The 22,370-nt window shown below is 62.8% G+C and carries 23 protein-coding genes; 12 read left to right on the top strand and 11 right to left on the bottom strand.

All coding sequences use genetic code 11. The features are described 5' to 3' along the window. Together X756_RS164465 and X756_RS164470 are read left to right on the top strand one after the other, a co-directional pair. Positions 1-477: a GNAT family N-acetyltransferase gene (locus X756_RS164465; protein ID WP_023686138.1), complete on the top strand. Its 477-nt coding sequence runs from the start codon at positions 1-3 to the stop codon at positions 475-477. A gap of 1 nt (position 478) precedes the next feature. Beyond that, on the top strand, positions 479-787 hold the full coding sequence (locus tag X756_RS164470) for a DUF6665 family protein (RefSeq protein WP_023728257.1): 309 nt from the start codon (positions 479-481) through the stop codon (positions 785-787). A gap of 20 nt (positions 788-807) precedes the next feature. On the opposite strand, the gene X756_RS164475 is transcribed toward X756_RS164470, so the two are convergent. Continuing rightward, positions 808-1,152 carry a cupin domain-containing protein gene (locus tag X756_RS164475; protein ID WP_023683696.1) on the bottom strand — a complete coding sequence of 115 codons (345 nt, stop codon included), beginning with the start codon at positions 1,150-1,152 and terminating at the stop codon, positions 808-810. 314 nt (positions 1,153-1,466) lie between these two features. Between X756_RS164475 and petA the strand changes: the two genes are divergently transcribed. From petA to X756_RS164500, 5 genes are all read left to right on the top strand, one after another. Next, positions 1,467-2,027: a ubiquinol-cytochrome c reductase iron-sulfur subunit gene (petA, locus tag X756_RS164480; protein ID WP_023670027.1), complete on the top strand. Its 561-nt coding sequence runs from the start codon at positions 1,467-1,469 to the stop codon at positions 2,025-2,027. A 16-nt stretch (positions 2,028-2,043) separates the two neighbouring features. Further along, complete coding sequence (locus X756_RS164485) at positions 2,044-3,387, top strand: cytochrome b N-terminal domain-containing protein (protein ID WP_023728256.1); 1,344 nt, start codon at positions 2,044-2,046, stop codon at positions 3,385-3,387. A 23-nt stretch (positions 3,388-3,410) separates the two neighbouring features. Further along, positions 3,411-4,283 carry a cytochrome c1 gene (locus X756_RS164490; RefSeq protein WP_023728255.1) on the top strand — a complete coding sequence of 291 codons (873 nt, stop codon included), beginning with the start codon at positions 3,411-3,413 and terminating at the stop codon, positions 4,281-4,283. A 185-nt stretch (positions 4,284-4,468) separates the two neighbouring features. Continuing rightward, a complete protein-coding gene (locus X756_RS164495; RefSeq protein ID WP_023728254.1) occupies positions 4,469-5,614 on the top strand; it encodes an alpha-hydroxy acid oxidase in 1,146 nt (381 codons plus the stop codon). A gap of 9 nt (positions 5,615-5,623) precedes the next feature. Continuing rightward, complete coding sequence (locus tag X756_RS164500; protein ID WP_013529989.1) at positions 5,624-6,169, top strand: adenine phosphoribosyltransferase; 546 nt, start codon at positions 5,624-5,626, stop codon at positions 6,167-6,169. 123 nt (positions 6,170-6,292) lie between these two features. Here the strand turns inward: X756_RS164500 and X756_RS164505 are convergent, their stop codons facing one another. The 7 genes from X756_RS164505 to X756_RS164535 all read right to left on the bottom strand — a co-directional run bounded on the left by X756_RS164505 (position 6,293) and on the right by X756_RS164535 (position 12,686). Then, positions 6,293-6,757: a MaoC family dehydratase gene (locus tag X756_RS164505; RefSeq protein ID WP_023670032.1), complete on the bottom strand. Its 465-nt coding sequence runs from the start codon at positions 6,755-6,757 to the stop codon at positions 6,293-6,295. Next, positions 6,754-7,215 (bottom strand): MaoC family dehydratase, encoded by a 462-nt coding sequence (locus X756_RS164510; RefSeq protein WP_023728253.1) that lies wholly within the window; start codon positions 7,213-7,215, stop codon positions 6,754-6,756. The genes X756_RS164505 and X756_RS164510 overlap by 4 nt, the downstream gene beginning before the upstream one ends. A gap of 181 nt (positions 7,216-7,396) precedes the next feature. Then, positions 7,397-8,371 (bottom strand): magnesium/cobalt transporter CorA, encoded by a 975-nt coding sequence (gene corA, locus X756_RS164515; protein WP_023728252.1) that lies wholly within the window; start codon positions 8,369-8,371, stop codon positions 7,397-7,399. A gap of 211 nt (positions 8,372-8,582) precedes the next feature. Next, positions 8,583-9,686 carry a redox-regulated ATPase YchF gene (gene ychF / locus X756_RS164520; RefSeq protein ID WP_023728251.1) on the bottom strand — a complete coding sequence of 368 codons (1,104 nt, stop codon included), beginning with the start codon at positions 9,684-9,686 and terminating at the stop codon, positions 8,583-8,585. A 95-nt stretch (positions 9,687-9,781) separates the two neighbouring features. Continuing rightward, the gene (pth, locus tag X756_RS164525; RefSeq protein ID WP_023728250.1) at positions 9,782-10,522 is read right to left on the bottom strand and encodes an aminoacyl-tRNA hydrolase; all 741 of its coding nucleotides are present in this window, start codon (positions 10,520-10,522) and stop codon (positions 9,782-9,784) included. A gap of 21 nt (positions 10,523-10,543) precedes the next feature. Further along, entirely contained in the window at positions 10,544-11,188 is a 645-nt protein-coding gene (locus tag X756_RS164530; RefSeq protein WP_023728249.1) for a 50S ribosomal protein L25/general stress protein Ctc, read from the bottom strand. A 265-nt stretch (positions 11,189-11,453) separates the two neighbouring features. After that, positions 11,454-12,686: an ROK family transcriptional regulator gene (locus X756_RS164535; RefSeq protein WP_245264430.1), complete on the bottom strand. Its 1,233-nt coding sequence runs from the start codon at positions 12,684-12,686 to the stop codon at positions 11,454-11,456. A gap of 242 nt (positions 12,687-12,928) precedes the next feature. Here X756_RS164535 and X756_RS1000000166965 point away from each other — a divergent pair, with 242 nt between their 5' ends. From X756_RS1000000166965 to X756_RS164550, 4 genes are all read left to right on the top strand, one after another. Next, a complete protein-coding gene (locus X756_RS1000000166965) occupies positions 12,929-15,481 on the top strand; it encodes an ATP-binding cassette domain-containing protein (RefSeq protein WP_023728247.1) in 2,553 nt (850 codons plus the stop codon). After that, positions 15,478-16,467 carry an ABC transporter permease gene (locus X756_RS164540; protein ID WP_023728246.1) on the top strand — a complete coding sequence of 330 codons (990 nt, stop codon included), beginning with the start codon at positions 15,478-15,480 and terminating at the stop codon, positions 16,465-16,467. Before X756_RS1000000166965 ends, X756_RS164540 begins: the two co-directional genes overlap by 4 nt. 46 nt (positions 16,468-16,513) lie before the next feature. Beyond that, entirely contained in the window at positions 16,514-17,515 is a 1,002-nt protein-coding gene (locus tag X756_RS164545) for a rhamnose ABC transporter substrate-binding protein (RefSeq protein ID WP_023701576.1), read from the top strand. A gap of 79 nt (positions 17,516-17,594) precedes the next feature. Continuing rightward, complete coding sequence (locus X756_RS164550; RefSeq protein WP_023728245.1) at positions 17,595-18,356, top strand: glutamine amidotransferase; 762 nt, start codon at positions 17,595-17,597, stop codon at positions 18,354-18,356. A 22-nt stretch (positions 18,357-18,378) separates the two neighbouring features. Here X756_RS164550 and X756_RS164555 read toward each other — a convergent pair whose 3' ends face one another. Further along, positions 18,379-18,810, bottom strand: coding sequence for a MarR family transcriptional regulator (locus X756_RS164555; RefSeq protein ID WP_023670043.1), 432 nt, complete (start codon positions 18,808-18,810; stop codon positions 18,379-18,381). 150 nt (positions 18,811-18,960) lie between these two features. On the opposite strand from X756_RS164555, the gene X756_RS164560 reads away from it, so the two are divergent. Next, positions 18,961-19,803: an alpha/beta hydrolase gene (locus X756_RS164560; protein ID WP_155921599.1), complete on the top strand. Its 843-nt coding sequence runs from the start codon at positions 18,961-18,963 to the stop codon at positions 19,801-19,803. Between the two features lie 79 nt (positions 19,804-19,882). On the opposite strand, the gene X756_RS164565 is transcribed toward X756_RS164560, so the two are convergent. Beyond that, complete coding sequence (locus X756_RS164565; protein WP_023728244.1) at positions 19,883-20,797, bottom strand: alpha/beta hydrolase; 915 nt, start codon at positions 20,795-20,797, stop codon at positions 19,883-19,885. Positions 20,798-20,938: 141 nt separating this feature from the next. After that, entirely contained in the window at positions 20,939-22,183 is a 1,245-nt protein-coding gene (locus X756_RS164570) for an MFS transporter (protein WP_023670046.1), read from the bottom strand. Between the last annotated feature and the right edge of the window lie 187 nt (positions 22,184-22,370).

Below are 22,370 nucleotides of genomic sequence, written 5' to 3'. Positions count from 1 at the left end.
ATGGCAGCGTCGCCTGATATCGGCTACGTCCTCAAGCGGCTGCGGCCAACCGCGCCGGCCTTCGATGCGCTGAAGGAGGAGAGCCGGCTGGAAGGCTACTGGATGCTGGTGCGGCTGGCGGATGGCTGGGCGGGCGGCCGCAACAAGTTCCTGAAACGAGGCGAGGCGCTGTTTGGTGCATGGCATGGCCGAGAACTCGCTGGTGTGTGCGGGTTGAACATCGATCCTTATTTCGAAGGCAGGGACCACGGCCGGGTCAGGCACCTGTTCGTCAGCGCGCGTCATCGCCGCAGCGGCATTGGCCGCATGCTGGTCGAGACCGTCATTGACAGGGCACGTCAGCATTTTGCCGTGCTGAACACCCGCGCGCCACAAGAAGCCTTTGGGTTCTATGAACGGCTTGGTTTCCAGCCGGTGGTGAGCGAAGAATTCGTCACGCACCGCATGATGCTCTCTCAAGACAGAAAAGGAGGCTGAGATGTCACTGCGTCCGCCATCCCTAGGCGCCTCGGCTGCCGAAGCCGCGTTCGACGCCCTCGGCCATGAGATACTGGCTGAAAAGGCCGCAGCGCTCGGCCGTGCCGGCCAACGGGTCGAGGATACGCTGGCCAAGCTCCGTCAGAACAACGGCGACGAGGAGCAGCGACCGCGGCTGCTCAAGGAGGCTGCCGCGGCGGTGCACGCCTATTTCATCCAGCGTGAACTCTGCGGCCTGCGCCGGCATGAGTCGGCCATCCGCGAATACGACATCCCAAGGGCCGTGCTGGTCAGGCTCGGTGCAAGCTAGAGGTCACCAGCCGGCAACAATCATTCCAGCCATTCGGTGATGAAGCTGCCGTTTTCGTGGATGTCGGTCGTTTCGAGCGGGCCTGGGCCAAGATTGGTGAATTTGTGCGGCGTATCGGGCGGCACGATCAGGATCTGGCCGGCCGTGGCCTCTATCTGCTGGTCGCCGATCGTGAACAGGCCGGTGCCTTGCCGGATGATGAAGATTTCACAATAGGGATGCGTGTGCAGGCGCGGGCCGCCGCCAATCTCTTCCTGATAGTTGAAAATCAGGCAGGAGTTGGAGTCGTAGGCGCCGCATTGCAGTTCGCCCTGCCAGCGGCCGGGCGTCCTGGTCCAGGTCTCGCGGTCGATAATATGTGCCATGCCGGCGAGACTAGATCACGGCAACCTGTCCTGTCGAGACAGGCGGGGAGCCTCGGATTTGCTGATATTTCCCTGTTGTTTAGCCGCCTTTGCCGACCTTTGGGCATCTGGCCAACTGACGCGCTGTTCTGTCCCCGCGACAATCTGCCCTTGTGGCTTCAGCCCGCTGGACAAAAACGGGCTTCACGCATAAACCGAAATCCAAATGCCGGAGGAATTCGCTAGCTTGTTCGCCATGCGCTGTCGGGCCGGCGCGATGGAGCGGGGACAAAGCTCGGCCGCCGGCTCGGAAGAGGCGAAAGGATCAGGCACCCGTGAGCGCAACCGACACCCAGGATCCCAACCGTCGTGATTTTCTCTACGTCGCCACCGGCATGGCCGCAGTGGTTGGCGCAGGCGCCGTCGCCTGGCCGTTCATCGACCAGATGCGCCCCGATGCCTCGACGCTGGCGCTGGCCTCGGTCGAGGTTGATGTCGCCTCGCTGACGCCTGGCATGTCGCTGATTGTCAAATGGCGCGGCAAGCCGGTCGTGGTGCGCAACCGCACCGAGCAGGAGATGAAGGACGGCGAAGCCGTGAACCTTGCCGACCTCAAGGATCCTATCGCCCGCAACGCCAATCTGCCAGCCGATGCGCCGGCGACCGACGCCAACCGCACCACGCCCGGCAAGGAAGCCTGGATGGTGATGGTGCAGGTTTGCACGCATCTGGGCTGCATTCCGCTTGGCCAGGAAGGCGATTTCGGCGGCTGGTTCTGCCCGTGCCACGGTTCGGTGTACGATACCGCCGGCCGCATCCGCAAAGGCCCGGCGCCGGAAAATATGGCCGTGCCGGTATTCAAGTTCATTTCCGATACCAAAATCCTTATCGGTTGAGGCAGGGGATAATTCGATGAGCGAGGGACACTCGACCTATACGCCCAAGACCGGTATCGAACGCTGGTTCGACGCCCGCATGCCGCTGCCGCGCATGGTCTATGACAGCTTCATCGCCTATCCGGTGCCGCGCAACGTTAACTATGCGTGGACCTTCGGCGGCATTCTCACGATCATGCTGGTGGCGCAGATCCTGACCGGTATCGTGCTGGCCATGCACTATACCGCCGACACCAACCTCGCCTTCAATTCGGTCGAGAAGATCATGCGCGACGTCAATTCGGGCTGGCTGTTGCGCTACATGCATTCCAACGGCGCCTCGTTCTTCTTCGTCGCCGTCTACATCCACATCTTCCGCGGGCTTTATTACGGCTCCTACAAGGCGCCGCGCGAGCTGCTGTGGATCCTCGGCTGCATCATCTATCTGCTGATGATGGCGACCGGCTTCATGGGCTATGTGCTGCCTTGGGGTCAGATGAGCTTCTGGGGCGCCACCGTCATCACCGGCTTCTTCAGCGCCATTCCGCTGGTCGGCAACTGGATCCAGGAACTGCTGCTCGGCGGTTTCGCCGTCGACAACCCGACGCTCAACCGCTTCTTTGCGCTGCACTATTTGCTGCCGTTCATGATCGCCGGCGTCGTCGTGCTGCACGTCTGGGCGCTGCATGTGGTCGGCCAGTCGAACCCGACCGGCATCGAGGTGAAATCGAAGACCGACACCGTTGCCTTTACGCCCTATGCGACCATCAAGGATGCATTCGGCATGATCGTGTTCCTGTTCTTCTTCGCCTATTTCGTCTTCTACCTGCCGAACTTTCTCGGTCATCCGGACAATTACACGATCGCCAACCCGCTGAAGACGCCGGCCCACATCGTGCCGGAATGGTACTTCCTGCCGTTCTACGCGATCCTGCGCGCCATCACCTTCAACATCGGGCCGATCAACTCCAAGCTCGGCGGCGTGCTGTGCATGTTCGGCGCCATCGTCATGCTGTTCCTGGTGCCTTGGCTCGACACCTCCAAGGTGCGCTCGGCGGTCTACCGCCCCTGGTACAAGCTGTTCTTCTGGCTGTTCGTCGCCGACGCTGTCCTGCTTGGCTGGCTTGGCTCGCAGCCGGCGGAAGGCGGCGGTCTGTTGACCCTCCTGATAGGTGAGGTCTCGGGCAACTACGTTGGCTACGCTCAAGCGGCGACACTGTTCTACTTCGCCTTCTTCCTCGTCATCCTGCCGGTGCTTGGCCTGATCGAGACGCCACGCAGACTGCCGAATTCGATCACCGAGGCGGTGCTGGAGAAGAACAAGGGTGCCGGAGGGGGACATCCGGCCGGTGCGACCGCGGCGCCGGAAACCAAAGGCTGAGTGAGAATCTAAGGGGATTTGGCATGAAAAAGATTCTCACCTCGCTCGCCCTGCTAGGCGTGTTTGCCGCTGGCATCGGAGCCGTCGGCAGTGTGGCGATCGCCGCTGAAGAGGCGCACAGCGCGGCGGCACCGACGCATTTCCCGATCCACGAGCCGAAGGAGATGGACTGGACTTTTGCCGGTCCGTTCGGCACCTACGACAAGGCGCAGCTGCAGCGTGGCTTGAAGGTCTACAAGGAAGTCTGCTCGGCCTGCCACTCGATGAATCTGGTGGCGTTCCGCACGCTGGAGGACCTCGGCTATTCGGAAGCGCAGATCAAGTCGCTGTCGGCCGAGTACACCATCCATGATGGACCCAACGATGCCGGCGACATGTTCGACCGGCCGGGCAAGCCGTCAGACCATTTCCCGGCGCCGTTCGCCAATGAGGAGGCGGCTGCCGCTTCCAACGGCGGCGCTGCCCCACCGGATATGTCGCTGCTGGCCAAGGCGCGCGGCGTCGAGCGCGGCTTCCCGCGGTTCGTCTTCGACATCTTCACGCAATATGCGCAGGGCGGCCCGGACTACATCCATTCGCTGCTGACAGGCTACGACGAGACGCCACCTGCCGGCATGGTGATCCCCGAAGGCACCCACTACAATCCATACTTCATGTCCGGCGTGTCGCTGAAGATGCCCAAGCCGCTGTCCGACGGCCAGGTCACCTACGATGACGGTTCGCCGCAGACGATCGACCAGTATTCGCGCGACGTCTCGGCGTTCCTGATGTGGGCGGCCGAGCCGCATATGGAAGACCGCAAGAAGACCGGCTTCCGCGTTCTGGTGTTTCTGCTTCTGTTCGGCGCGCTGATGTATCTGACCAAGCGCAAGGTGTGGGAAGGCGTGGCGCACTAAGCCGCATCTTATTCCTCGGAAATGGAAAGGGCGTCTTCGGACGCCCTTTTTGCTTGCCAAACCGGGCATGGTTCGCATCTTGGCGCAGCAGCCGTCCAGTAAGAAGTCCGTTGGCACGGCGCCATGCGATTGGTATTGCACGCGCGCCCGGCGGATCGCCGGCTAGAGGGGCATTTGGATCGATGATGCGGCTACGCGACTGTCACAACTTTTCCGATTTCCGGCGCATGGCCCAGCAGCGGTTGCCGGGGCCAATCTTCAACTACATCGATGGCGCGGCCGACGACGAGGTCACCTATCGCCGCAACACCGAGAGCTTCGAGCGCTGCGACCTCGTTCCCAACGTGCTGCGCGGGGTAAGCGAGATCGACATGTCGGTGACGGTGATGGGCCAGAAGCTGGCCATGCCCGTCTATTGCTCGCCGACCGCCTTGCAGCGGCTGTTCCATCATCAAGGCGAGCGCGCGGTGGCCAAGGCTTCGGCCAAATTCGGCACTATGTTTGGCGTGTCCTCGCTCGGCACCGTCAGTCTTGAGGAAGCGCGCAAGATCAGCAGCAGCCCGCAGGTCTACCAGTTCTATTTCCACCGGGATCGCGGCCTCAACCGGGCGATGATGCAGCGGGCGAAAGCGGTTGGAGTCGAAGTGATGATGCTGACCGTCGACAGCATCACCGGAGGCAACCGCGAGCGCGACAAGCGCACCGGCTTTGCCATCCCCTTCAAGCTCAACCTTGCCGGCATGCTGCAGTTCGCGCTGAAGCCGGGCTGGGCGATCAACTATTTCACCCATGAGGGGTTCAAGCTGCCGCAGCTCGACGAGCATGTCGACATGGGCGGCGGCACGATGTCGATCAGCCGCTACTTCACCGAGATGCTCGATCCGTCGATGACCTGGGGCGATGTTGCCGAGATGGTCAGACTGTGGGGAGGTCCGTTCTGCCTCAAGGGCGTCATGTCGGTGGAGGATGCCAAGCGCGCCGTCGAGATCGGCTGCAGCGGCATTGTGCTGTCCAACCATGGCGGCCGGCAGCTGGACGGCTCGCGGGCGGCGTTCGACCAGCTGGCCGAGATCGTCGATGCCGTCGGCGACAGAATAGACATCATCATGGATGGCGGCGTGCAGCGCGGCACCCATGTGCTGAAGGCGCTGTCGCTCGGCGCCAAGGCTGTTGGCGTCGGCCGCTATTATCTGTTCCCCCTGGCGGCGGCCGGACAGCCGGGCGTCGAGCGTGCGCTGGAGCAGATGCGGATCGAGATCGAGCGCGGCATGAAGCTGATGGGCTGCAGTTCGATCGAACAATTGTCGCGCAACAACCTCCGTTTCAGGTAATCTCGACCAATGAAATCCTCGCTCGAAGACACGCTGCTCGCCGCGATCCGCACCATTCCGGACTACCCCAAGCCCGGCATCCTGTTTCGCGACATCACCACTTTGCTCGGCAATGCGCGCGCCTTCCGCCGGGCCATCGACGAGCTGGTGCATCCCTATGCCGGGCAGAAGATCGACAAGATCGCCGGCATCGAGGCACGCGGCTTCATCCTCGGCGGTGCGGTCGCGCACCAGCTTTCGGCCGGTTTCGTGCCGATCCGCAAGAAGGGCAAGCTGCCTTACGAGACGGTACGCGTCGCCTACAGCCTGGAATACGGGCTGGACGAGATGGAGATGCACAAGGACGGCGTTGCGCCGGGCGAGAAGGTGATCCTGGTTGACGACCTGATCGCGACCGGCGGCACGGCGGAGGCGGCGGTCAAGCTGCTGAGGCAGATCGGCGCCGATATTCTTGCCGCGTGCTTCGTCATCGACCTGCCGGATCTCGGCGGACGGGCGAAGCTCGAAGCGCTGGGCGTGCCGGTGCGGACGTTGATCGGGTTTGAGGGGCATTAGGGAGTAGGGAGTAGGGAGTAGGGAGTAGGGAGTAGGGAGTAGGGAGTAGGGAGGGAAGCTCCGCATTCCGTGCAAGGAGCAGCACCCACTGCTGCCTAATCCCTACTGCCTAAAACCTACCCCCTACCCAGCCTTCACCAGCACTGCGCTGTCGAACTCCAGCACCTTGTCGCCCGTAGAATCGAATCCTTCCGAGCGCAGCGCGAGCAGCCGCCAGCCGGGGCGGGTGGCAAGCGGGCGGTGGGACAGGGCCGTGCGCATGAAGGTGACGGTTTCTCCGGCATAGACCGGCTTTGGCCATTTCAGGTTCCTGAAGCCGGGGGAGGGGCCGAATTCTGGTACCGGGCCGGGTCCGGTCCATTGAGAAGCGTCCATAGGATTTTTGAGATTGAGCTTCATCCAGGTGGCCGCGGTGTGCCAGCCTGAGGCGCAGAGGCGGCCGAACACGCTTTTCTTCGCCGCCTCCTCGTCGACATGAAAGACCTGTGGATCGTATTTGCAGGCGAACGCCTTGATCGCCTCGGTTTCGAATGTGTGCGAACCGAGGTTGATGGTTTCGCCGATGCGGAAGAACGCGTCGAGGCTCATGCGCCGGCCTCGTGGGTCAAGAACATGACAGTGTTCTCAAGTTCGAAGACGCTTTCACCGCGCTGGTTGAACAGTTCGCTGCGCAAGGTGACGAGGCCGAGCTGAGGCCTGGATTTCGACAGGCGCCTGGCAAGCACGCTGGTGCTGCCGGCCAGTGTGTCGCCGGCCAGCACCGGCTTCTTCCATTTGACCTGGTCGATGCCGGGCGCGCCTTGCGCGGTCGAGTCGAGCAGGAAGGCGTCGCACAGCATGCGCATGAAGATCGCGCAGGTGTGCCAGCCGGAGGCGGCCAAGCCGCCAAGGATGCTGGCCTTGCCGGCGGCTTCGTCGAGATGCATCGGCTGCGGGTCGAATTCGGTGGCGAATTCGATGATTTCGGCCGCACTCACCTGCTTGGCGCCGAGGTCGATCGATGCGCCCTCGGTGAAATCCTCGTAGGCCCAGCTTTTCGCGGTCATGATCCCAATCCGGTTGTACGATCACCGGGCATCCGGATGCCGTCCGGGCGGCGTTTGGTCAAGCGAATTCTATTGGGCCTAAAGCGCCTCGCGTTTGAACGGATTCAGGCGACGCGCTTTAGGTTTTTGTTTTTATGCATGTCGTTCTCTCAAAACCGGGGCCACTTTTGAGTGACATGCATTAGAGCCAGCCGCGGCGGCGGAAATACCAGAAGGGCAGGATTGCCGACAGGATCATCAGGCCGATGGCGAAGGGATAGCCGAGCTCCCATTTCAGCTCCGGGATGACGTCGAAATTCATGCCGTAGATCGAAGCCACCAGCGTCGGCGGCAGGAAGATGACGGCGGCGACCGAGAAGATCTTGATTATGGCGTTCTGCTCGATCGAGATCATGCCGAGCGTCGCGTCGAGCAGGAACGAGATCTTCTGCGACAGGAAGGTGGCGTGGTCGGCGAGCGACAGCACGTCGCGCGATACTGTCTTGATGCGGGCGCGGACGTCCTTGCTCATCTTGATCTGGGTCGCGACATGGGCAAGGAAGCCGGTGAGGCGCTGCAGCGAGATCAGGCTGTCGCGGATCGAGGAGGCAATGTCCTCCTTGCGGCCGATGGCCTTGAGCAGTTCCTGGAAGTCGCGATTGCGCTTGTTCACCTTGGTCGACCGCGCTTCGAAGATATCGCGCGAGATCGTCTCGATGTCACGGCCGGCGCGTTCGAGAATATCGGCTAGGCGATCGACGATCGCCTCCAGCAGGCCGATCAGGATGGTGTTGCCGGTGGTGCAGCCTGTCGCCACCTTCTCGGCGCGCAGGGGAAAGGTCTTGAACGCCTTCGGCTCATGATAGCGGATGGTGACCAGTCTCGGGCCGGCAAGCACAAAGGTAACCGGTGACATCAAGGGATCATCGATTTCGGTCTGCGCCGGCAAGGTGGCGGTCATGAAGTAGGCGCCGTCCTCGATGTAGAGGCGGCTCGAAATCTCGATCTCCTCCATCTCCTCGCGCGTCGGGATGGCAACGCCGAGCCAGGTCTCGATCGCTGTTTCTTCTTCCTTGGTCGGGTTGAGAAGGTCGGCCCAGACGACGTGATCGCCATTGGCCACGAGATCGTCGGCGGGGCGCAGGCGGTCATTGCCGACGACGAAGGCCTTGATCATCGCCGCTCTCCATTGGTTGAGCCCAAGAGGTTCCGTTCGATAGCGATGGGTCTTGCACGCGCGGCAGTTCCCACGGCCACGGCCAGTCGGATGCAGAGGGCCTTAGACCCGGTGCCAAGGGCAGTCAAGCGAAGCGGCAGGCTGGCTCGTCCACTTGACGCAGCTGTGATCGGCCGCGGTCAGCGCGCGAGCCGCGAGATGCCTCGGCGTCTCAGGTGTTGAACTTGAACAGCAGGACGTCGCCGTCCTGGACGACATATTCCTTGCCTTCGTCGCGCGCCTTGCCGGCTTCCTTGGCCGCTACTTCGCCGCCCAGTGTGATGTAGTCGTTGTAGGCGATGGTCTGGGCGCGGATGAAGCCGCGCTCGAAATCGGTGTGGATGACGCCGGCCGCCTGCGGGGCCTTGTCGCCCTTGTGGATCGTCCAGGCGCGCGTCTCCTTCGGCCCGGCGGTGAAATAGGTGATCAGATGCAACAGATCGTAGCCGGCGCGGATGACCTTGTTGAGGCCAGGCTCGTCGAGGCCGAGCGAGGACAGGAACTCCATCTCTTCCTCGTCGGAGAGCTGGGCGACTTCGGCCTCGATCGCGGCTGAGATCACCACGGTGCCGGCGCCCTGCGCGGCCGCCATCTTTTCCACGGCCCTGGTGTGCTCGTTGCCGGTGGCGGCGTCGGCTTCGGCGACGTTGCAGACATAGAGAACGGGGTGCGAGGTCAAGAGGTTCAACCCCTGCAGGATGCGCAGGTCCTCTGCTGAAATGCCCTTGAGCAGGATGCGGGTCGGTTTGCCGGCCTGCAGCAGCTCGAGTGCCGCCTCCATCATCGGCAAGACTGTGGTGGCTTCCTTGTCCTTGGTAGAGGCGCGCTTGCGGATCTGCACGATGCGGCGCTCGAGGCTGTCGAGGTCGGCAAGCATCAGCTCGGTCTCGACCGTCTCGGCGTCGGCGACGGGATCGATGCGGCCTTCGACATGGGTGATGTCATCATCTTCGAAACAGCGCAGCACATGCACGATGGCGTCGACCTCGCGGATGTTGGCGAGGAACTGGTTGCCCAGCCCTTCGCCCTTGGAGGCGCCACGCACCAGGCCGGCAATGTCGACGAAGGAGATGCGGGTCGGGATGATCTCTTTTGACTTGGCAACCGCGGCGATCTTCTGCAGCCGCGGATCGGGCACCGCCACCTCGCCGGTGTTCGGTTCGATGGTGCAGAAAGGATAGTTGGCGGCCTGCGCCGCCGCCGTTCTGGTCAACGCGTTGAAAAGCGTCGACTTGCCGACGTTGGGCAAGCCAACGATGCCGCATTTGAAACCCATGTGTCCGGTCCTATCGGGAAACTAGAAATTTGATGAGGGCTATGGGCGATAGGGGTGAGCAACGTCAAGCCCCGCAGTCCCGATCCTATCGACGCTCAGTCCTTCTTGCCGAACAGTTTCTTCAGCATGGCGGCCATAGGGCCGCTTTCCGGCAGCTTGGCCGGCGCCTGCTGTGGCCGTGCCTGGCGGATGTGGCTTTGAGCCTTTGGACCTTCAGCCTTCGGCGCCTTGGGCGGCGGCCGGTCGTCGTCGCTGGTCGGCACCAGCTTGTCACGCAGGGCCAGAGTAATGCGGTTCATGAAGGAACTGTCGTCGCCGTTGGCCAGCAGCCCGGCATCGTCGGCGATGGTGTCGAGCAGCACATCCAGCCACTCGCGATCGGCCTTGGCGAAGTCGCCGAGCACATGGCCATGCACCATTTCCCGGACGCCGGGATGGCCGACGCCGATGCGCACGCGGCGAAAGTTCTTGCCGACATGTTGGTCGAGCGAGCGGATGCCGTTGTGGCCGCCGGCGCCGCCGCCGACCTTGACCCGCAATTTGCCGGCCGGCAGGTCGATCTCGTCGTAGAAGACGGTCAGCGCCTCGGGGCCGAGCTTGTAGAAGCGCAAGGCTTCGCCGACCGGCTGTCCCGACAGGTTCATGAAGGTCTGCGGTTTGATCAGGAGAATCTTCTCGCCGGCAATCGTGCCTTCGGCGATCAGGCCCTGGAACTTCTTCGACCAGGGCGAAAAGGAATGGCGGCGGGCAATTGCGTCCGCCGCCATGAAGCCGACATTGTGCCGGTTATCAGCGTATTTCGCGCCCGGATTGCCGAGGCCTGCAAAGACAAGCATCGTGCGCTCCGGGCTCGAAAATTACTTCTCTTCGGCAGCAGGAGCCGCCGCTTCGGGGGCTGCCGCTTCCGCCGTCTCTTCCGTCTCCGGCTTCATCGCCGAGGAGCCGGCAATGGTCGCGATGGTGAAGTCGCGATCGGAGATCACCGGCTTGACGCCGGCCGGCAATGTAACCGCCGAGATGTGGATCGAATCGCCAATGTCGGCGCCGGTGAGATCGACGGTGATGAATTCCGGGATCGCATTGGCCGGGCAGTGGAACTCGACTTCGTGACGCACGATGTTGAGCACGCCGCCGCGTTTGATGCCGGGCGACTTGTCTTCATTGAGGAAGTGGACGGGCACGTCGACGTTGACCTCGGTGTCCTTGCCGATGCGCAGGAAGTCGACATGGACCGGGAAATCCTTGACCGGGTCGAGCTGGAAATCCTTGGGCAGAACCTGGATTTTCTTGCCCTCGACATCGATCGTGGCGATCGTGGTCAAAAACCCGCCGCCATGGATTTTGTAGAAGACGTCCTTGTAGTTCAGCGCAATCGCCAAGGGAGGCTGTCTGTCGCCGTAGATAACTGCAGGCACTTTACCGTTGCGGCGAACTGCACGGGCGGACCCCTTACCGACCTGTTCGCGCGCTTCGGCCTTGAGCTCGTAAGTATCGTGGCTCATGGCATTTCCTTTCGCGTTTTATGGAGCGTTTGCGGTGGCAGTGTGCCTGGACCGTAAACGTCGAAAGCCGCCAGGCCTGGATGTCCGAATGCCAGAAACCGCATACGCGGAGCTTTGTTCGGGATCACAAGGGAAGGCAGCCTTCCGCCGCGTTGCCTCCAAGGGTGTCTACGCGGGTGGCGGCTCTATAGCGGAAGGCGGGCAGGCGTGCAAGCCATGGCGGGCAAGGGCGGCCGATGCCTGCGTTGGGCGCGCCGCATTGCGCTCAGGCCGGCAGGTCGGTGGGCGGATTTGATCCGTTTCCCTTGGCGCCACCGAGCGTGGACAGAGCGCTCAGCAGTTTCGTCCGGTCCTTGCCGATCATGAGCACGCCGCTGTCGGGCGCCAGCAGCGCCGAGAACGGAAGCATGGCAGCGCCGATCGAGGAGGCCTCAGGGCCGAATTGCCCCGACACGATCTCCGGCGCCACGATGCCGATTGCGCTGGCCTGGTTGAACTGGGCCTGCACCCTTGCCAGCAGTTCGAGATGGATCGGCCTGGGCAGGATCGAGTCGAGAACGATGGCCTCGATGTCGATGATGGAGGTGATGGCGATGATCGCCTCGACCAGCGCGCTCGCACAATCGTCGATCCATTCGAACAGCGGCGCGCGCGCTTCGGCTGGCAACGGATCGAGTTCCCGCACACGATTGATCACCACGCCGCGCGACCTCAGGTGATTGACCAGCACATAGATCGAGGCGCGATGCAGCAGGCTCTGGTAGCGCGCAGGCTTCGCCGCCACCGAATCGAGGCTTGAGGGCGAGACCGGCAAGGGTCCGAGGGCAGCGCTGTTGCCATGCGGCCCGGTATGGACCCTGCCGCCTTGCACCAGGCCGCCGCCGACAAAAGTGTCGATCGAGATGTGCATGAAATCGCGAAAGCGGGCGCCGGCGCCCTGGACAAGTTCGGCCAGCGCCGCCGACGTGGCGTCGTTTTCCACGAACACCGGCGTCTTCGCCGGCGTGGCAAAGCATGTCGTCAGGTCGATCGCCTCCCAGCGGCTGCCGAGATCGTCGGGAAAGCCGAGTTCCTCGCTCCAGCCGCCGAGGAAATAGGGTGAGGCAATGCCGACGCCGACGATGCTGGCATCGCCAAGCCCATCCACCAGCTTTTCGAAGGTGGCCAGCGCCATGTTGCCGGCCTTCAGCACCAAATCAGGATCGGGGAAGCGGTATTCGTGCGACTCTCTTGCGCGGATTTCACCGGCGAAGTCGACCAGAACGGCTTCAAGCGCACGCCGGCCGATCCTGATGCCGACGCTGTAGATGCGCTCCGGCGTCAGCCGGTACAGCGTGGAGGGCGAACCGCGCTGCCCGAACCTTTTTCCCACTTGCTTTACGAATCCGGAAGATTCCAGGCCGTCGACGATGGCAGCGACGGCCGCCGGCGTCAGGCTTGCCGCGCGCGCCAGATCGGACTTGGAGGCTTCCTTGAGGCGACGGATGGCGTCGAGCACGAAACGCTCATTATAGTGCCGAACTTTGACAGAATTGCTGCCTTTCCCTGACAAAACCCGCACACTCCCCAAATGTCCCGTTCCCGGCGCGAAGCCCGCAAATCACCTGCGGCCGAGCGCACCCTGCGGTGCCTATGTTGGCGGCGACAGTGCGCGTCGGAACCATGGAAGTCAATTTTGCCATTGCGCCTTTGCGCTATTTAATATAGCAAATTGAAAAAATAACTAGTCAGGGAGGAGACGTGCTGCACTCGGGCACACAAAGCGAAGCCGACGCTGCGGTGGTGCGGGCTGTTCCTGTTGCCCTGGTTCAGGCGACGAAGGCTTTCGGCGGCACGATTGCGCTCAAGGACGCCTCCTTCGAATTGCGCTCCGGCGAGGTGCTGGCGCTGCTTGGCGAAAACGGCGCCGGCAAGAGCACCTGCGTGAAGCTTCTGGCCGGTGTGCATTCTCCCACCAGCGGTCATGTCGAGGTTGACGGCAAATCAGCCGTCTTCCATTCGCCGCATGACGCGCAGGCGGCCGGCATTGCGGTCATGCACCAGCATCCTGGCCTGTTTCCCGATCTGTCGGTGGCGGAGAACATCTATCTCGGCCACATGCCGCGCGACCGCTTTGGCGGCATCGACAATGCCGCCATGCTGGCCGGCGCCCGCAAGGTGCTGGCGACCGTCGGCCTCGACGTGCCGGCGGCAACGCGGCTGGGAACACTGCGCACCTCAGAACAGCAACTGGTCGAGATCGCCCGCGCGCTGTCGCTGGATGCCCGCGTGCTGGTCATGGACGAACCGACGGCGGCGCTGTCGCAACGCGAGGTCGAGCGGCTGTTTTCCGTCGTTGCCGATCTCAGGCTGCACGGCGTGGCGATGATGTTCGTCGGCCACCGCATGGATGAAATCTTCCGCATCGCCGACCGCATCGCGGTGCTGCGTGACGGGCGCCTGATCGGCGTCAAGCCGAAAGCCGAGCTTGGCCGCGCTGCCGCCATCAGCATGATGGTCGGCCGCGAAGTCACCGACCTCTATCCCGAACGGCGCCATGCCTCAGGCGCGCTGGTGCTGGAGGCGAAGGGACTTTCGCGCGCCGGCGGCTTTACCGGCATCGACCTCAAGCTTCACGCAGGTGAGGTGCTCGGCCTTGGCGGTCTGGTCGGCAGCGGACGCACCGAGATTGCGCGCGTGCTGTTCGGTATCGACCGGCCCGACGCCGGCGAAATCCTGATCGACGGCAAGCCCGTGCAGTTCGCCTCGGCGCGCGACGCCATGGATGCGCGCATCGCCTATGTGTCGGAAGATCGCATGGGCCAGAGCCTGGTGATGGATTTCTCCATCCTCGACAATGCGGTGCTACCTGTTCTCGACAAGGCCGCACAACGCGGTCTCTACGGCACCGACCGCGCCATCGGTCTGGTGGCGGACTGGCTGAAGCGCATGAAGCTGCGCTTTTCCGGCTACGGGCAGCCGGTGAAAGAGTTATCCGGCGGCAACCAGCAGAAGGTGGTGCTGGCCAAGTGGCTGCGCACCGAGCCGCGCGTGCTCATCCTCGACGAGCCGACGCAAGGCATCGATGTCGGCACCAAGGCGGAAGTGCATGCAATGATCGCGGACCTTGCCGCGCAAGGCATGGCGATCCTTTTGATCTCGTCAGAGATGCCCGAGCTGATCGGCATGTGCGACCGCATTGTCGTGCTGCGCGAAGGCCGCCAGACTGCCGAGTTTTCGCGCGGGCAAGCCACGCAGGAAAAAGTACTGGAAGCGGCGACCAGGACCGATGAACGCGCCGGCCAGGCAGCGCAGATAGAACGCGCCGCCCGGGAGGAAAAGGCAAAAGGACCGTTCGATTTTCTGAAGCGGCGGGAGTTCGGGCTGCTCGCCGCGATGCTCGCCGTCGCCATCCCGGTTACCATCATCAACCCGCGCATGGTGAGCGCGGCGAACCTCACCGCTGTGTCGATGGACGCGGCCTTGCTGATTGTCGCCGCACTGGCGCAGATGCTGGTGCTGATCACCCGCAACATCGACCTGTCGATCGCAGCTGTGATCGGCCTCTCCGCCTATATGGCGGCCAGCATGGTTCAGGCCTATCCCGGATTGGACATCGGCATCGGCCTGATCACCGCCTGCGCGGTCGGCGGCTTTGCCGGACTGCTCAACGGCCTTGTCGTTACCAGGGGAAAGATCCCGGCCATCGTCGTTACGCTGGCTTCGATGTCGATCTTCCGCGGTTTCAACTCGATCTGGGCGGCGGGCGACCAGGTCAGCGCCGACGAAGTCACGCAAGCCTGGCTCGACATGACCGGGCTGAAGATCGCAGGCGTGCCGCTGATCGTCATCATCGCTATTGTCATCCTGTGCGCCGGCTATGTGCTGCTCTATCGCACCGCAACCGGGCGCGAGCTGTTTGCCACCGGTTCCAACCCGGACGGCGCAAGGCTGATCGGCATTCCGGTCGACCGGCGCATCCTGCTGGCCTTCGGCATGGCCGGCCTGCTAGGCGGCCTGTGCGGCGCCCTGTGGGCTTCGCGCTACGCCACCATCGATGCCCGCGTCGCGCTCGGCTTCGAACTCACGGTGATCGCCTCCGCCGTGGTCGGCGGCGTCGCCATCCGCGGCGGCTCGGGCACGCTGCTCGGCATCATCCTTGGCGCGCTCACGCTCTTGGTCATCAAGAACGGGCTGACGCTGGTGCGCGTCGATCCGCTCTGGCTGCAGGGCGTCTATGGCCTGGTGATCCTGGTTGCCATCGGCATCGACACCTTCATCGTGCGGCGCGCCGAACAGGCGAGGGCGAGATGAGAAAGTTTGTCCGCTCGATCGACTTCTGGGATCTGCTGCTGGCGACCGCCTGCCTCGCCGTCTTCATCTATGCGGCGGTGTTCGTGCCGAATTTCGTCTCCGGCTTCAACCTCTCGCAATTGGCCGCAAGCGCCTCGGAAAAGGCGTTGCTGATCCTGCCGATGACGCTGCTCATCATCACCCGCGAGATCGACCTGTCGATCGCCTCGGTGCTGGCGCTGACATCCGTGGTGTTTGGCCTGCTCGTCCAGGGCGGCGTGCCGACGCTGGCGGCCATTCCGCTGACGCTGGTCTTCGGCGGCCTGCTCGGCGCCTTCAATGGCTATCTGGTTTCAGGGCTGGGGCTGCAGTCGCTGGTGGTGACGCTCGGCACCATGGCGCTCTATCGGGGCATTGGCTACATCCTGCTCGGCACCGGTTCGGTCAACATATTGCCGCCGGCGGTCGTCGATTTCGGCATCAGCAATCTGCCGGGCACACAAATCCCGTGGACCATCGTGCCGTTCCTGCTGCTGGCGCCGATCTTCGCGGTGGTGCTGCAGAAGACGCCGACCGGCAAGCGCATCTATGCGCTCGGCGGCAGCCCCGAAGTGGCGCGTTATTCCGGCATCGATACGCGCAAAATGGTGCTGAAGCTGTTCGTCGTTTCGGGCATGGTCGCAGCCATCGCCGGCATCGTCTATACCGCGCGCCTCTCCAACGCCCGCGCCAACAATGCGCTCGGCATGGAGCTCGATGTCATCACCATCGTGCTGCTCGGCGGCGTCAGCGTCTTCGGTGGTAAGGGGCGGCTCACGGGGGTCATGCTGGCGCTGCTGTTGATCGCCATCATCCGAAATGTGCTGGCGCTCAACCAGATCGGCGGCGACGCTCAAGGCATGATCATCGGCCTGCTTCTGATCGGCTCGCTGCTGGTCGGCAATTACTGGCGCTCCCTGGAGGAGCGGCTGTCAAGATCGCGCGTCCTGCGCGAAACCAAGGGGTGATCTCGGGCCCCTTTCTTCAAGCCCGAATTCTGACGGAGGAGACACAATGAAAGCGTTTAGAATAGCCCTGCTCGCATCCGCGGTTCTGCTTGCGCCGGCCTCGCTGGCATACAGCCAGGAATGCGCCAAGGAACCTGTAACGGTCGGCTTCCTGCCCAAGCTCGACACCGATCCCTACTTCAAGGTGGCTTTCGGCGGCGCCGAGGAGGCTGCGAAGGAAATTGGCGGCACCGCCACCCAGGTTGCCCCATCGCAGGCGACGGCCGAGGCACAGATCGAATTCATCAACAGCCTGGTGTCGCAGAAGGTCGGGGTCATCGCTATCGCCGGCAACGACGCCAATGCGGTTGCGCCTGCGCTGAAGCGCGCCGTTCAGCAAGGCGTCCGGGTGATCTCGTACGATTCCGACGTCGCGGCCGATGCGCGCGCGGTGTTCGTGAACCAGGTGAAGGGCGACAGTCTGGCCGAAATGATGCTGGAAAGCGCATTCAACCTCAGCGGCGGCGAAGGCGAGTTCGCCATCCTGTCGTCGACGCCGACGGCGACCAACCAGAACGCCTGGATCGACTTCATGAAGGCGAAGATGGCGGCAGAGCCGAAATACGCCAAGATGAAACTGGTGCAGGTCGCCTATGGCGAGGAGAGCGAGCAGGTCAACCAGCAGCAGGCCTTGGCGCTGGTGCAGGCGTTTCCGGATCTCAAGGTGATCATCGTGCCGGCAGGCATTGGCCTTCCGGCGGCCGCGCGCGCACTCGAGGAAGCCGGCATGATCGGCAAGGTCAAGCTGACCGGCCTTGCGCCGGCCACTTTGATTTCGAAATACATCAAGGATGGCGCTGCCCAGGATATCTGGTGGAATGTCACCGATCTCGGCTACCTGACCTATCAGGCGGCCCAGGCGCTGGCGCAGTGCAAGATCACCGGCAAGGAAGGTGAGAAGTTCACGGCAGGGAGGCTCGGCGAGTACACTATCGGGGCCAGCGGCGAACTGATCCTTGGCCCGGCCAAGATCGTGACGCCGGAAAACCTGGCCGAGTTTAAGTTCTAAGCCTCCCAAGGCCCGGCGGGCGCCGGTTCAAGCCGGCGCCCGCTCGTTCAATTGTCAGTCGAAAAGCGTGAGGGCGACGATGAAACTCTTGCTGGCAGGCGAGACCTTCGCGGCGACGACGTCGGTCGCTGCCGGCGGCGACGTTCTGACAAGTGCGACGTGGGTAAACGGCGCGACGGCCTTCAATGCCGCACTTGCCGCAGAGGGCATAGCGGTGACTCAGATCGGTGGCGATCGCTGCGCGGTCGAATTTCCCTATGACCTCGACGCGCTGGCCGAATACCAGGCGGTGGTGATCTCCGATGTCGGCGCGCTGACCTTGCTGGTCACGCCGGAGGCCCGCGCCGGGCGCATCGGCGTCAACCGCCTCGACGTCCTCAAGGCCTATGTCGAAGGCGGCGGCGGGCTGATGCTGGCCGGCGGCTATATGGGGTTCCAGGGCATGTTCGGCACGGCGCGTTTCCACGACACCCCGGTCGAGGACGTGCTGCCCGTGCGCTGCCTGCCATTCTCGGACGGGCTGGAAGTGCCGCAAGGCCTGCAGCCGTCGATCCTTCAGGCGTCGCATCCAATCCTTGCCGGTGTCGCGGGCCCGTTGCCGCCGATCCTCGGCATGAACAAACTCGATTTCAGGCGCGATGGCTCGTCCCAGCTTCTGGCGACCTGCCATTATCGTGGCACCGACTGGCCGCTGCTGGCGGTTCGTGAGCATGGCCGTGGCCGCACCGTCGCGTGGGCGACAGACATCGGCCCGCACTGGCTGTCGCAGGATTTTTTGGGATGGCCGCTCTACGGCATATTGATGGCCAACATCATGCGCTGGCTGGCCGGCAAGGATTAAGCCTGGCGTGTTTGTAGGGCAGCTAGTCCGGCTTGCTGCTCAACGCTTCGCGCAGCGCCTGGATCCGCCGATTCAAGGCATCGAGATCAGCCATCGTCATGCCCGAGCGTTCGATCAGGGTTTCGTTGAGGCAGTTGCACTGGACGAGCAGCGCGCGGCCGGCAGGCGTCAGGTCGACCTGCACTTGGCGCTCGTCCGTCTGGCTGCGCTGGCGGGTGACGAGACCGGCCTGTTCCATGCGCTTCACCAGCGGCGTGATGGTGCTCGATTCCAAAGCGAGCCTGTGCGCAATCGAGCCGACCGACATCCCGCCGGCTTCGGCAAGTGCGTTCAGCACGAGATATTGCGGATAGGTGATGCCCATCTCGTCCAGCATGGGCTTGTAGGTGCGATTGATTGCCATGCTGGTGGCGTAAAGCGTGAAGCAGAGCTGGTTGTCCAACGGGAGAGGCACGAGGCATTCCTTTGCCGACTGAGCACATCAATATGTACCACGAAAAATGATATCGCGATACATATTTTCTGTAGACAAGGATTTGGACCTGCGCTAGTCGTATGGTTATCGCGATATTGATTATCGCGGAAGCAATCAATGGAGAGCGAGATGACCAAGCCCGGCAGCAGCACGATCACCACCAAGGACGGCACCGAAATTTTCTACAAGGATTGGGGAACGGGACAACCCATCGTCTTCCATCACGGCTGGCCGCTGAGCAGCGACGACTGGGACGCCCAGATGCTGTTCTTCCTTTCCAAGGGCTACCGCGTCATTGCCCATGACCGGCGCGGCCATGGCCGCTCGACCCAGACCGATACCGGCAACGAGATGGATACGTATGCCGCCGATGTCGCGGAGCTTGCGGCGCATCTCGACCTCAAGGACGCGATCCATGTCGGCCATTCCACCGGTGGCGGCGAAGTGGCCCGCTATGTCGCGAAGTACGGTTCCGGTGGCCGTGTCGCCAAGGCCGCACTGCTCGGCGCGGTGCCGCCGATCATGCTGAAGACGGCGGCCAATCCGGGTGGCCTGCCGATCGAGGTGTTCGATGGTTTCCGCTCCGCCCAGGCAGCCAACCGCGCCCAGTTTTTCCACGATATTGCGGCCGGCCCGTTCTACGGCTTCAACCGCCCCGGCGCCCAGGTATCGCAGGCTGTCGTCGAGAATTGGTGGCGCCAGGGCATGATGGGCGGCACCAAGGCGCATTATGATTGCATCAAGGCGTTCTCGGAAACCGACTTCACCGACGATCTGAAGGCCATCGACGTGCCGGTGCTGGTCATGCATGGCGACGACGACCAGATCGTTCCCATCGCCGACTCTGCCCTGCTCTCGGTCAAGCTGCTCAAGAAGGGCGAGCTCAAGATCTACAAGGGCTTCCCGCATGGCATGGCGACCACCCATGCCGATGTCATCAACGCCGACCTGCTGGCCTTCTTCAAGGCCTAGAATCGTCCACCTGGATAGGCAAAGCACCCGCCGTCAGGCGGGTGCTTTTGGTTTCGTCGAAATGTCAGCGGGACAGTGCCTACTTATCGAGAAAACCAGTGATCAGCTTGACGGTGTCGTCGGGGTTTTCCTCCATGATCCAGTGTCCGGAAGCGGGCACGATGCCGCCCGTGACATCGGTCGCAACAAGCCGCAGGAGATCGGCCTGCGTAGTGCCAGCGGATTTTTCACCGCCGACAGCCAGTACCGGCATGGTCAGTTTGCCGCCGGCGGCGAGCATCGCCTGGTTGTCGATCGCATCCTGGTCGAAGGCTTTGAACTGCTCGAAAGCATCATGCATCGCATGCGGACGGGCATAGAGTTTGGCGTAGTGCTTGCGCGTGGCCTCGTCGATCTTCTTGGGGTCAGCCGACAGTTCGTTGTAGAAGCGATCGAGATAGATGCGCTCGCGCCCTGCGACCAGCCGCTCCATATCCGGGCCGCGGAAGTTGAAGTGCCAAAGCAGCGGGCTTTGCTTGATCTTTTCCCAATCGCCGATGCCGGGCAGCGGAGCATCGATGATGACCCATTTGGTGATGCGCTTGGGATATTGCGCGGCAAGCGCATAGCCGACCATGTTGCCGATGTCGTGGGTGACGAGATCTGCCTTGTCGATCTTCAGGGCATCCAACACGCCGGCGATGTCCACGGCCTGGTTCTTCTTGGCGTAGCCCGCTTCCGGGTGGGCCGACAGACCCATGCCGCGCAGGTCCGGCACGATGACGGTGTGGTCCTTTGCGAGGGCGATGGCCGCGGCGCCCCACATGTCTCCGGTATCGGCAAAGCCGTGCAGCAGCACGACGGCGGGACCCTTGCCGCCAACGCGCACATAGAGTTTGGTGCCGTTGGTTTCGACGGACTGCGTCTTGAAACTCGGCGGAAAGGGAACGATGCGTGCCGTCGCCGGCAAGGTAACAAGAAGCACACCCAATACGGCCAATACGATCTTGCGCATGTCATCCCCCAGAGACGTCGAAGGCCCCAAGCCTTCGTTGATGACTATCTCTAGCAGGCTTTTCAACCAGCGCATGGTGAAAGAATCACAGAGGGCGCAGCAATGCCGCGCCCTGCGTCAAATCCGCAAAATCGACCGGTTTTATCTGGCCGCCGCTTGCGCCTTCCTGGCTTCCTTCATGTTGGGCAGGAACACCGTCAGCAGGCCGAGCAGCGGCAGATACGAGCAGATCTGGAAGACGAAATCGATGCCCTTCATGTCGGCGACGACGCCGAGCACGGCGGCTGCAATGCCGCCCATGCCGAAGGCGAAGCCGAAGAAGATCCCGGCGATGGTGCCGACACGTCCCGGCACCAACTCCTGCGCAAACACGACGATGTTGGAGAAGGCCGAGGACAGGATCAGGCCGATCAGCACCGTCAGCACCATCGTCCATTCGAAATTGGCGTAGGGCAGCGCCAGCGTGAACGGCAGCACGCCGACGATCGAGAACCAGATCATCGCCTTCTGGCCGTAGCGGTCGCCGAACGGTCCGCCGAGCAGGATGCCCAGCGCCGAGGCGCCGAGGAACAGGAACAGCATGACCTGGCTCATCTGCACCGACACGCCGAACTTATGGATGGAATAAAAGGTGTAGTAGCTGGAGAGCGAGGCGATGTAGGCGTTCTTGGTCAGCACCAGCAGCGTCAGCACCGCCAGCGCTCCCATCACCTTCTTGCGCGGGAAGGGGGAGACGAAGCTTGCCGCCTTGCGATTGCCCTGCGCGGCGCGCATCCGGCTGTACCAGCCGCCGACCCGCGACAAAACGATGATGCCGATCAGAGACCCGACGGCGAACCATGAAATGCTGGTCTGGCCGAAGGGCACAACGATGAAGGCAGCGAGCAGCGGCCCCATCGACTGGCCGAAATTGCCGCCGACCTGGAACAAAGATTGCGCCAGGCCAAAGCGGCCGCCGGAGGCAAAGCGGGCAATGCGCGAGGATTCCGGATGGAAGATCGCCGAGCCGATTCCGATCAGCGAGGCGCCGACCAGAAGCAGCGCATAGTGGCCGGCATAGGCCAGAACGATCAGGCCAATCAGCGAGGACGCCATGCCGTAGGGCAGCGAATAGGGCATTGGCCGCTTGTCGGTGATCATGCCGATGACCGGCTGCAGCAGCGACGCCGTGACCTGGAAGGTGAAGGTCAGAAGACCGATCTGCCAGAAATCGAGACCGTAATTCTCTTTCAGCAGCGGATAGATCGCCGGCAGCAGCGATTGCATGATGTCGTTGATGCCGTGGCAAAAGCTCACCGCCAGAATGACGGTGAAGGCGGTCGCCTGGGCTGAAGGGAGGCTGGCGCTTGGCTGCGGTGCAATGCTGGTGGCTGTCGTATCGGTCAAGGCAGGCTCCGAGGTCTTTTTGGCGGGTGTTTGCCCGCGGGCAGGCTTGGCGGCCGCTCCCGCGGACCGCCTTAAGGACGCTCGTCTGAAGCGCTTGGGCGACGCCCCTGCGGAGCGCCTTGGGGATGGCTGCCTTATAAGCCGCTTGCGAGGCGACTTCTTTCGTGGTTTGGTCCAATAGTTTCGC

The organism is Mesorhizobium sp. LNJC405B00, from assembly GCF_000502615.1.
Lineage (GTDB): Bacteria > Pseudomonadota > Alphaproteobacteria > Rhizobiales > Rhizobiaceae > Mesorhizobium.
The sequence above is the reverse complement of the archived record's forward strand: the minus strand, read 5'-3'. Positions and strand labels throughout refer to the sequence as shown.

Excerpts from the sequence above, each read along its gene's own strand:
- corA (WP_023728252.1), bottom strand. The coding sequence starts at position 8,371 with ATGATCAAGGCCTTCGTCGTCGGCAATGACCGCCTGCGCCCCGCCGAC.
- X756_RS164545 (WP_023701576.1), top strand. The coding sequence starts at position 16,514 with ATGAAAGCGTTTAGAATAGCCCTGCTCGCATCCGCGGTTCTGCTTGCG.
- X756_RS164540 (WP_023728246.1), top strand. The coding sequence starts at position 15,478 with ATGAGAAAGTTTGTCCGCTCGATCGACTTCTGGGATCTGCTGCTGGCG.
- X756_RS164485 (WP_023728256.1), top strand. The coding sequence starts at position 2,044 with ATGAGCGAGGGACACTCGACCTATACGCCCAAGACCGGTATCGAACGC.
- X756_RS164500 (WP_013529989.1), top strand. The coding sequence starts at position 5,624 with ATGAAATCCTCGCTCGAAGACACGCTGCTCGCCGCGATCCGCACCATT.
- X756_RS164530 (WP_023728249.1), bottom strand. The coding sequence starts at position 11,188 with ATGAGCCACGATACTTACGAGCTCAAGGCCGAAGCGCGCGAACAGGTC.
- X756_RS164475 (WP_023683696.1), bottom strand. The coding sequence starts at position 1,152 with ATGGCACATATTATCGACCGCGAGACCTGGACCAGGACGCCCGGCCGC.
- pth (WP_023728250.1), bottom strand. The coding sequence starts at position 10,522 with ATGCTTGTCTTTGCAGGCCTCGGCAATCCGGGCGCGAAATACGCTGAT.
- X756_RS164495 (WP_023728254.1), top strand. The coding sequence starts at position 4,469 with ATGCGGCTACGCGACTGTCACAACTTTTCCGATTTCCGGCGCATGGCC.
- X756_RS164490 (WP_023728255.1), top strand. The coding sequence starts at position 3,411 with ATGAAAAAGATTCTCACCTCGCTCGCCCTGCTAGGCGTGTTTGCCGCT.
- ychF (WP_023728251.1), bottom strand. The coding sequence starts at position 9,686 with ATGGGTTTCAAATGCGGCATCGTTGGCTTGCCCAACGTCGGCAAGTCG.
- X756_RS164550 (WP_023728245.1), top strand. The coding sequence starts at position 17,595 with ATGAAACTCTTGCTGGCAGGCGAGACCTTCGCGGCGACGACGTCGGTC.
- X756_RS164565 (WP_023728244.1), bottom strand. The coding sequence starts at position 20,797 with ATGCGCAAGATCGTATTGGCCGTATTGGGTGTGCTTCTTGTTACCTTG.
- X756_RS164560 (WP_155921599.1), top strand. The coding sequence starts at position 18,961 with ATGACCAAGCCCGGCAGCAGCACGATCACCACCAAGGACGGCACCGAA.
- X756_RS164505 (WP_023670032.1), bottom strand. The coding sequence starts at position 6,757 with ATGAGCCTCGACGCGTTCTTCCGCATCGGCGAAACCATCAACCTCGGT.
- X756_RS164510 (WP_023728253.1), bottom strand. The coding sequence starts at position 7,215 with ATGACCGCGAAAAGCTGGGCCTACGAGGATTTCACCGAGGGCGCATCG.
- X756_RS164465 (WP_023686138.1), top strand. The coding sequence starts at position 1 with ATGGCAGCGTCGCCTGATATCGGCTACGTCCTCAAGCGGCTGCGGCCA.
- X756_RS164470 (WP_023728257.1), top strand. The coding sequence starts at position 479 with ATGTCACTGCGTCCGCCATCCCTAGGCGCCTCGGCTGCCGAAGCCGCG.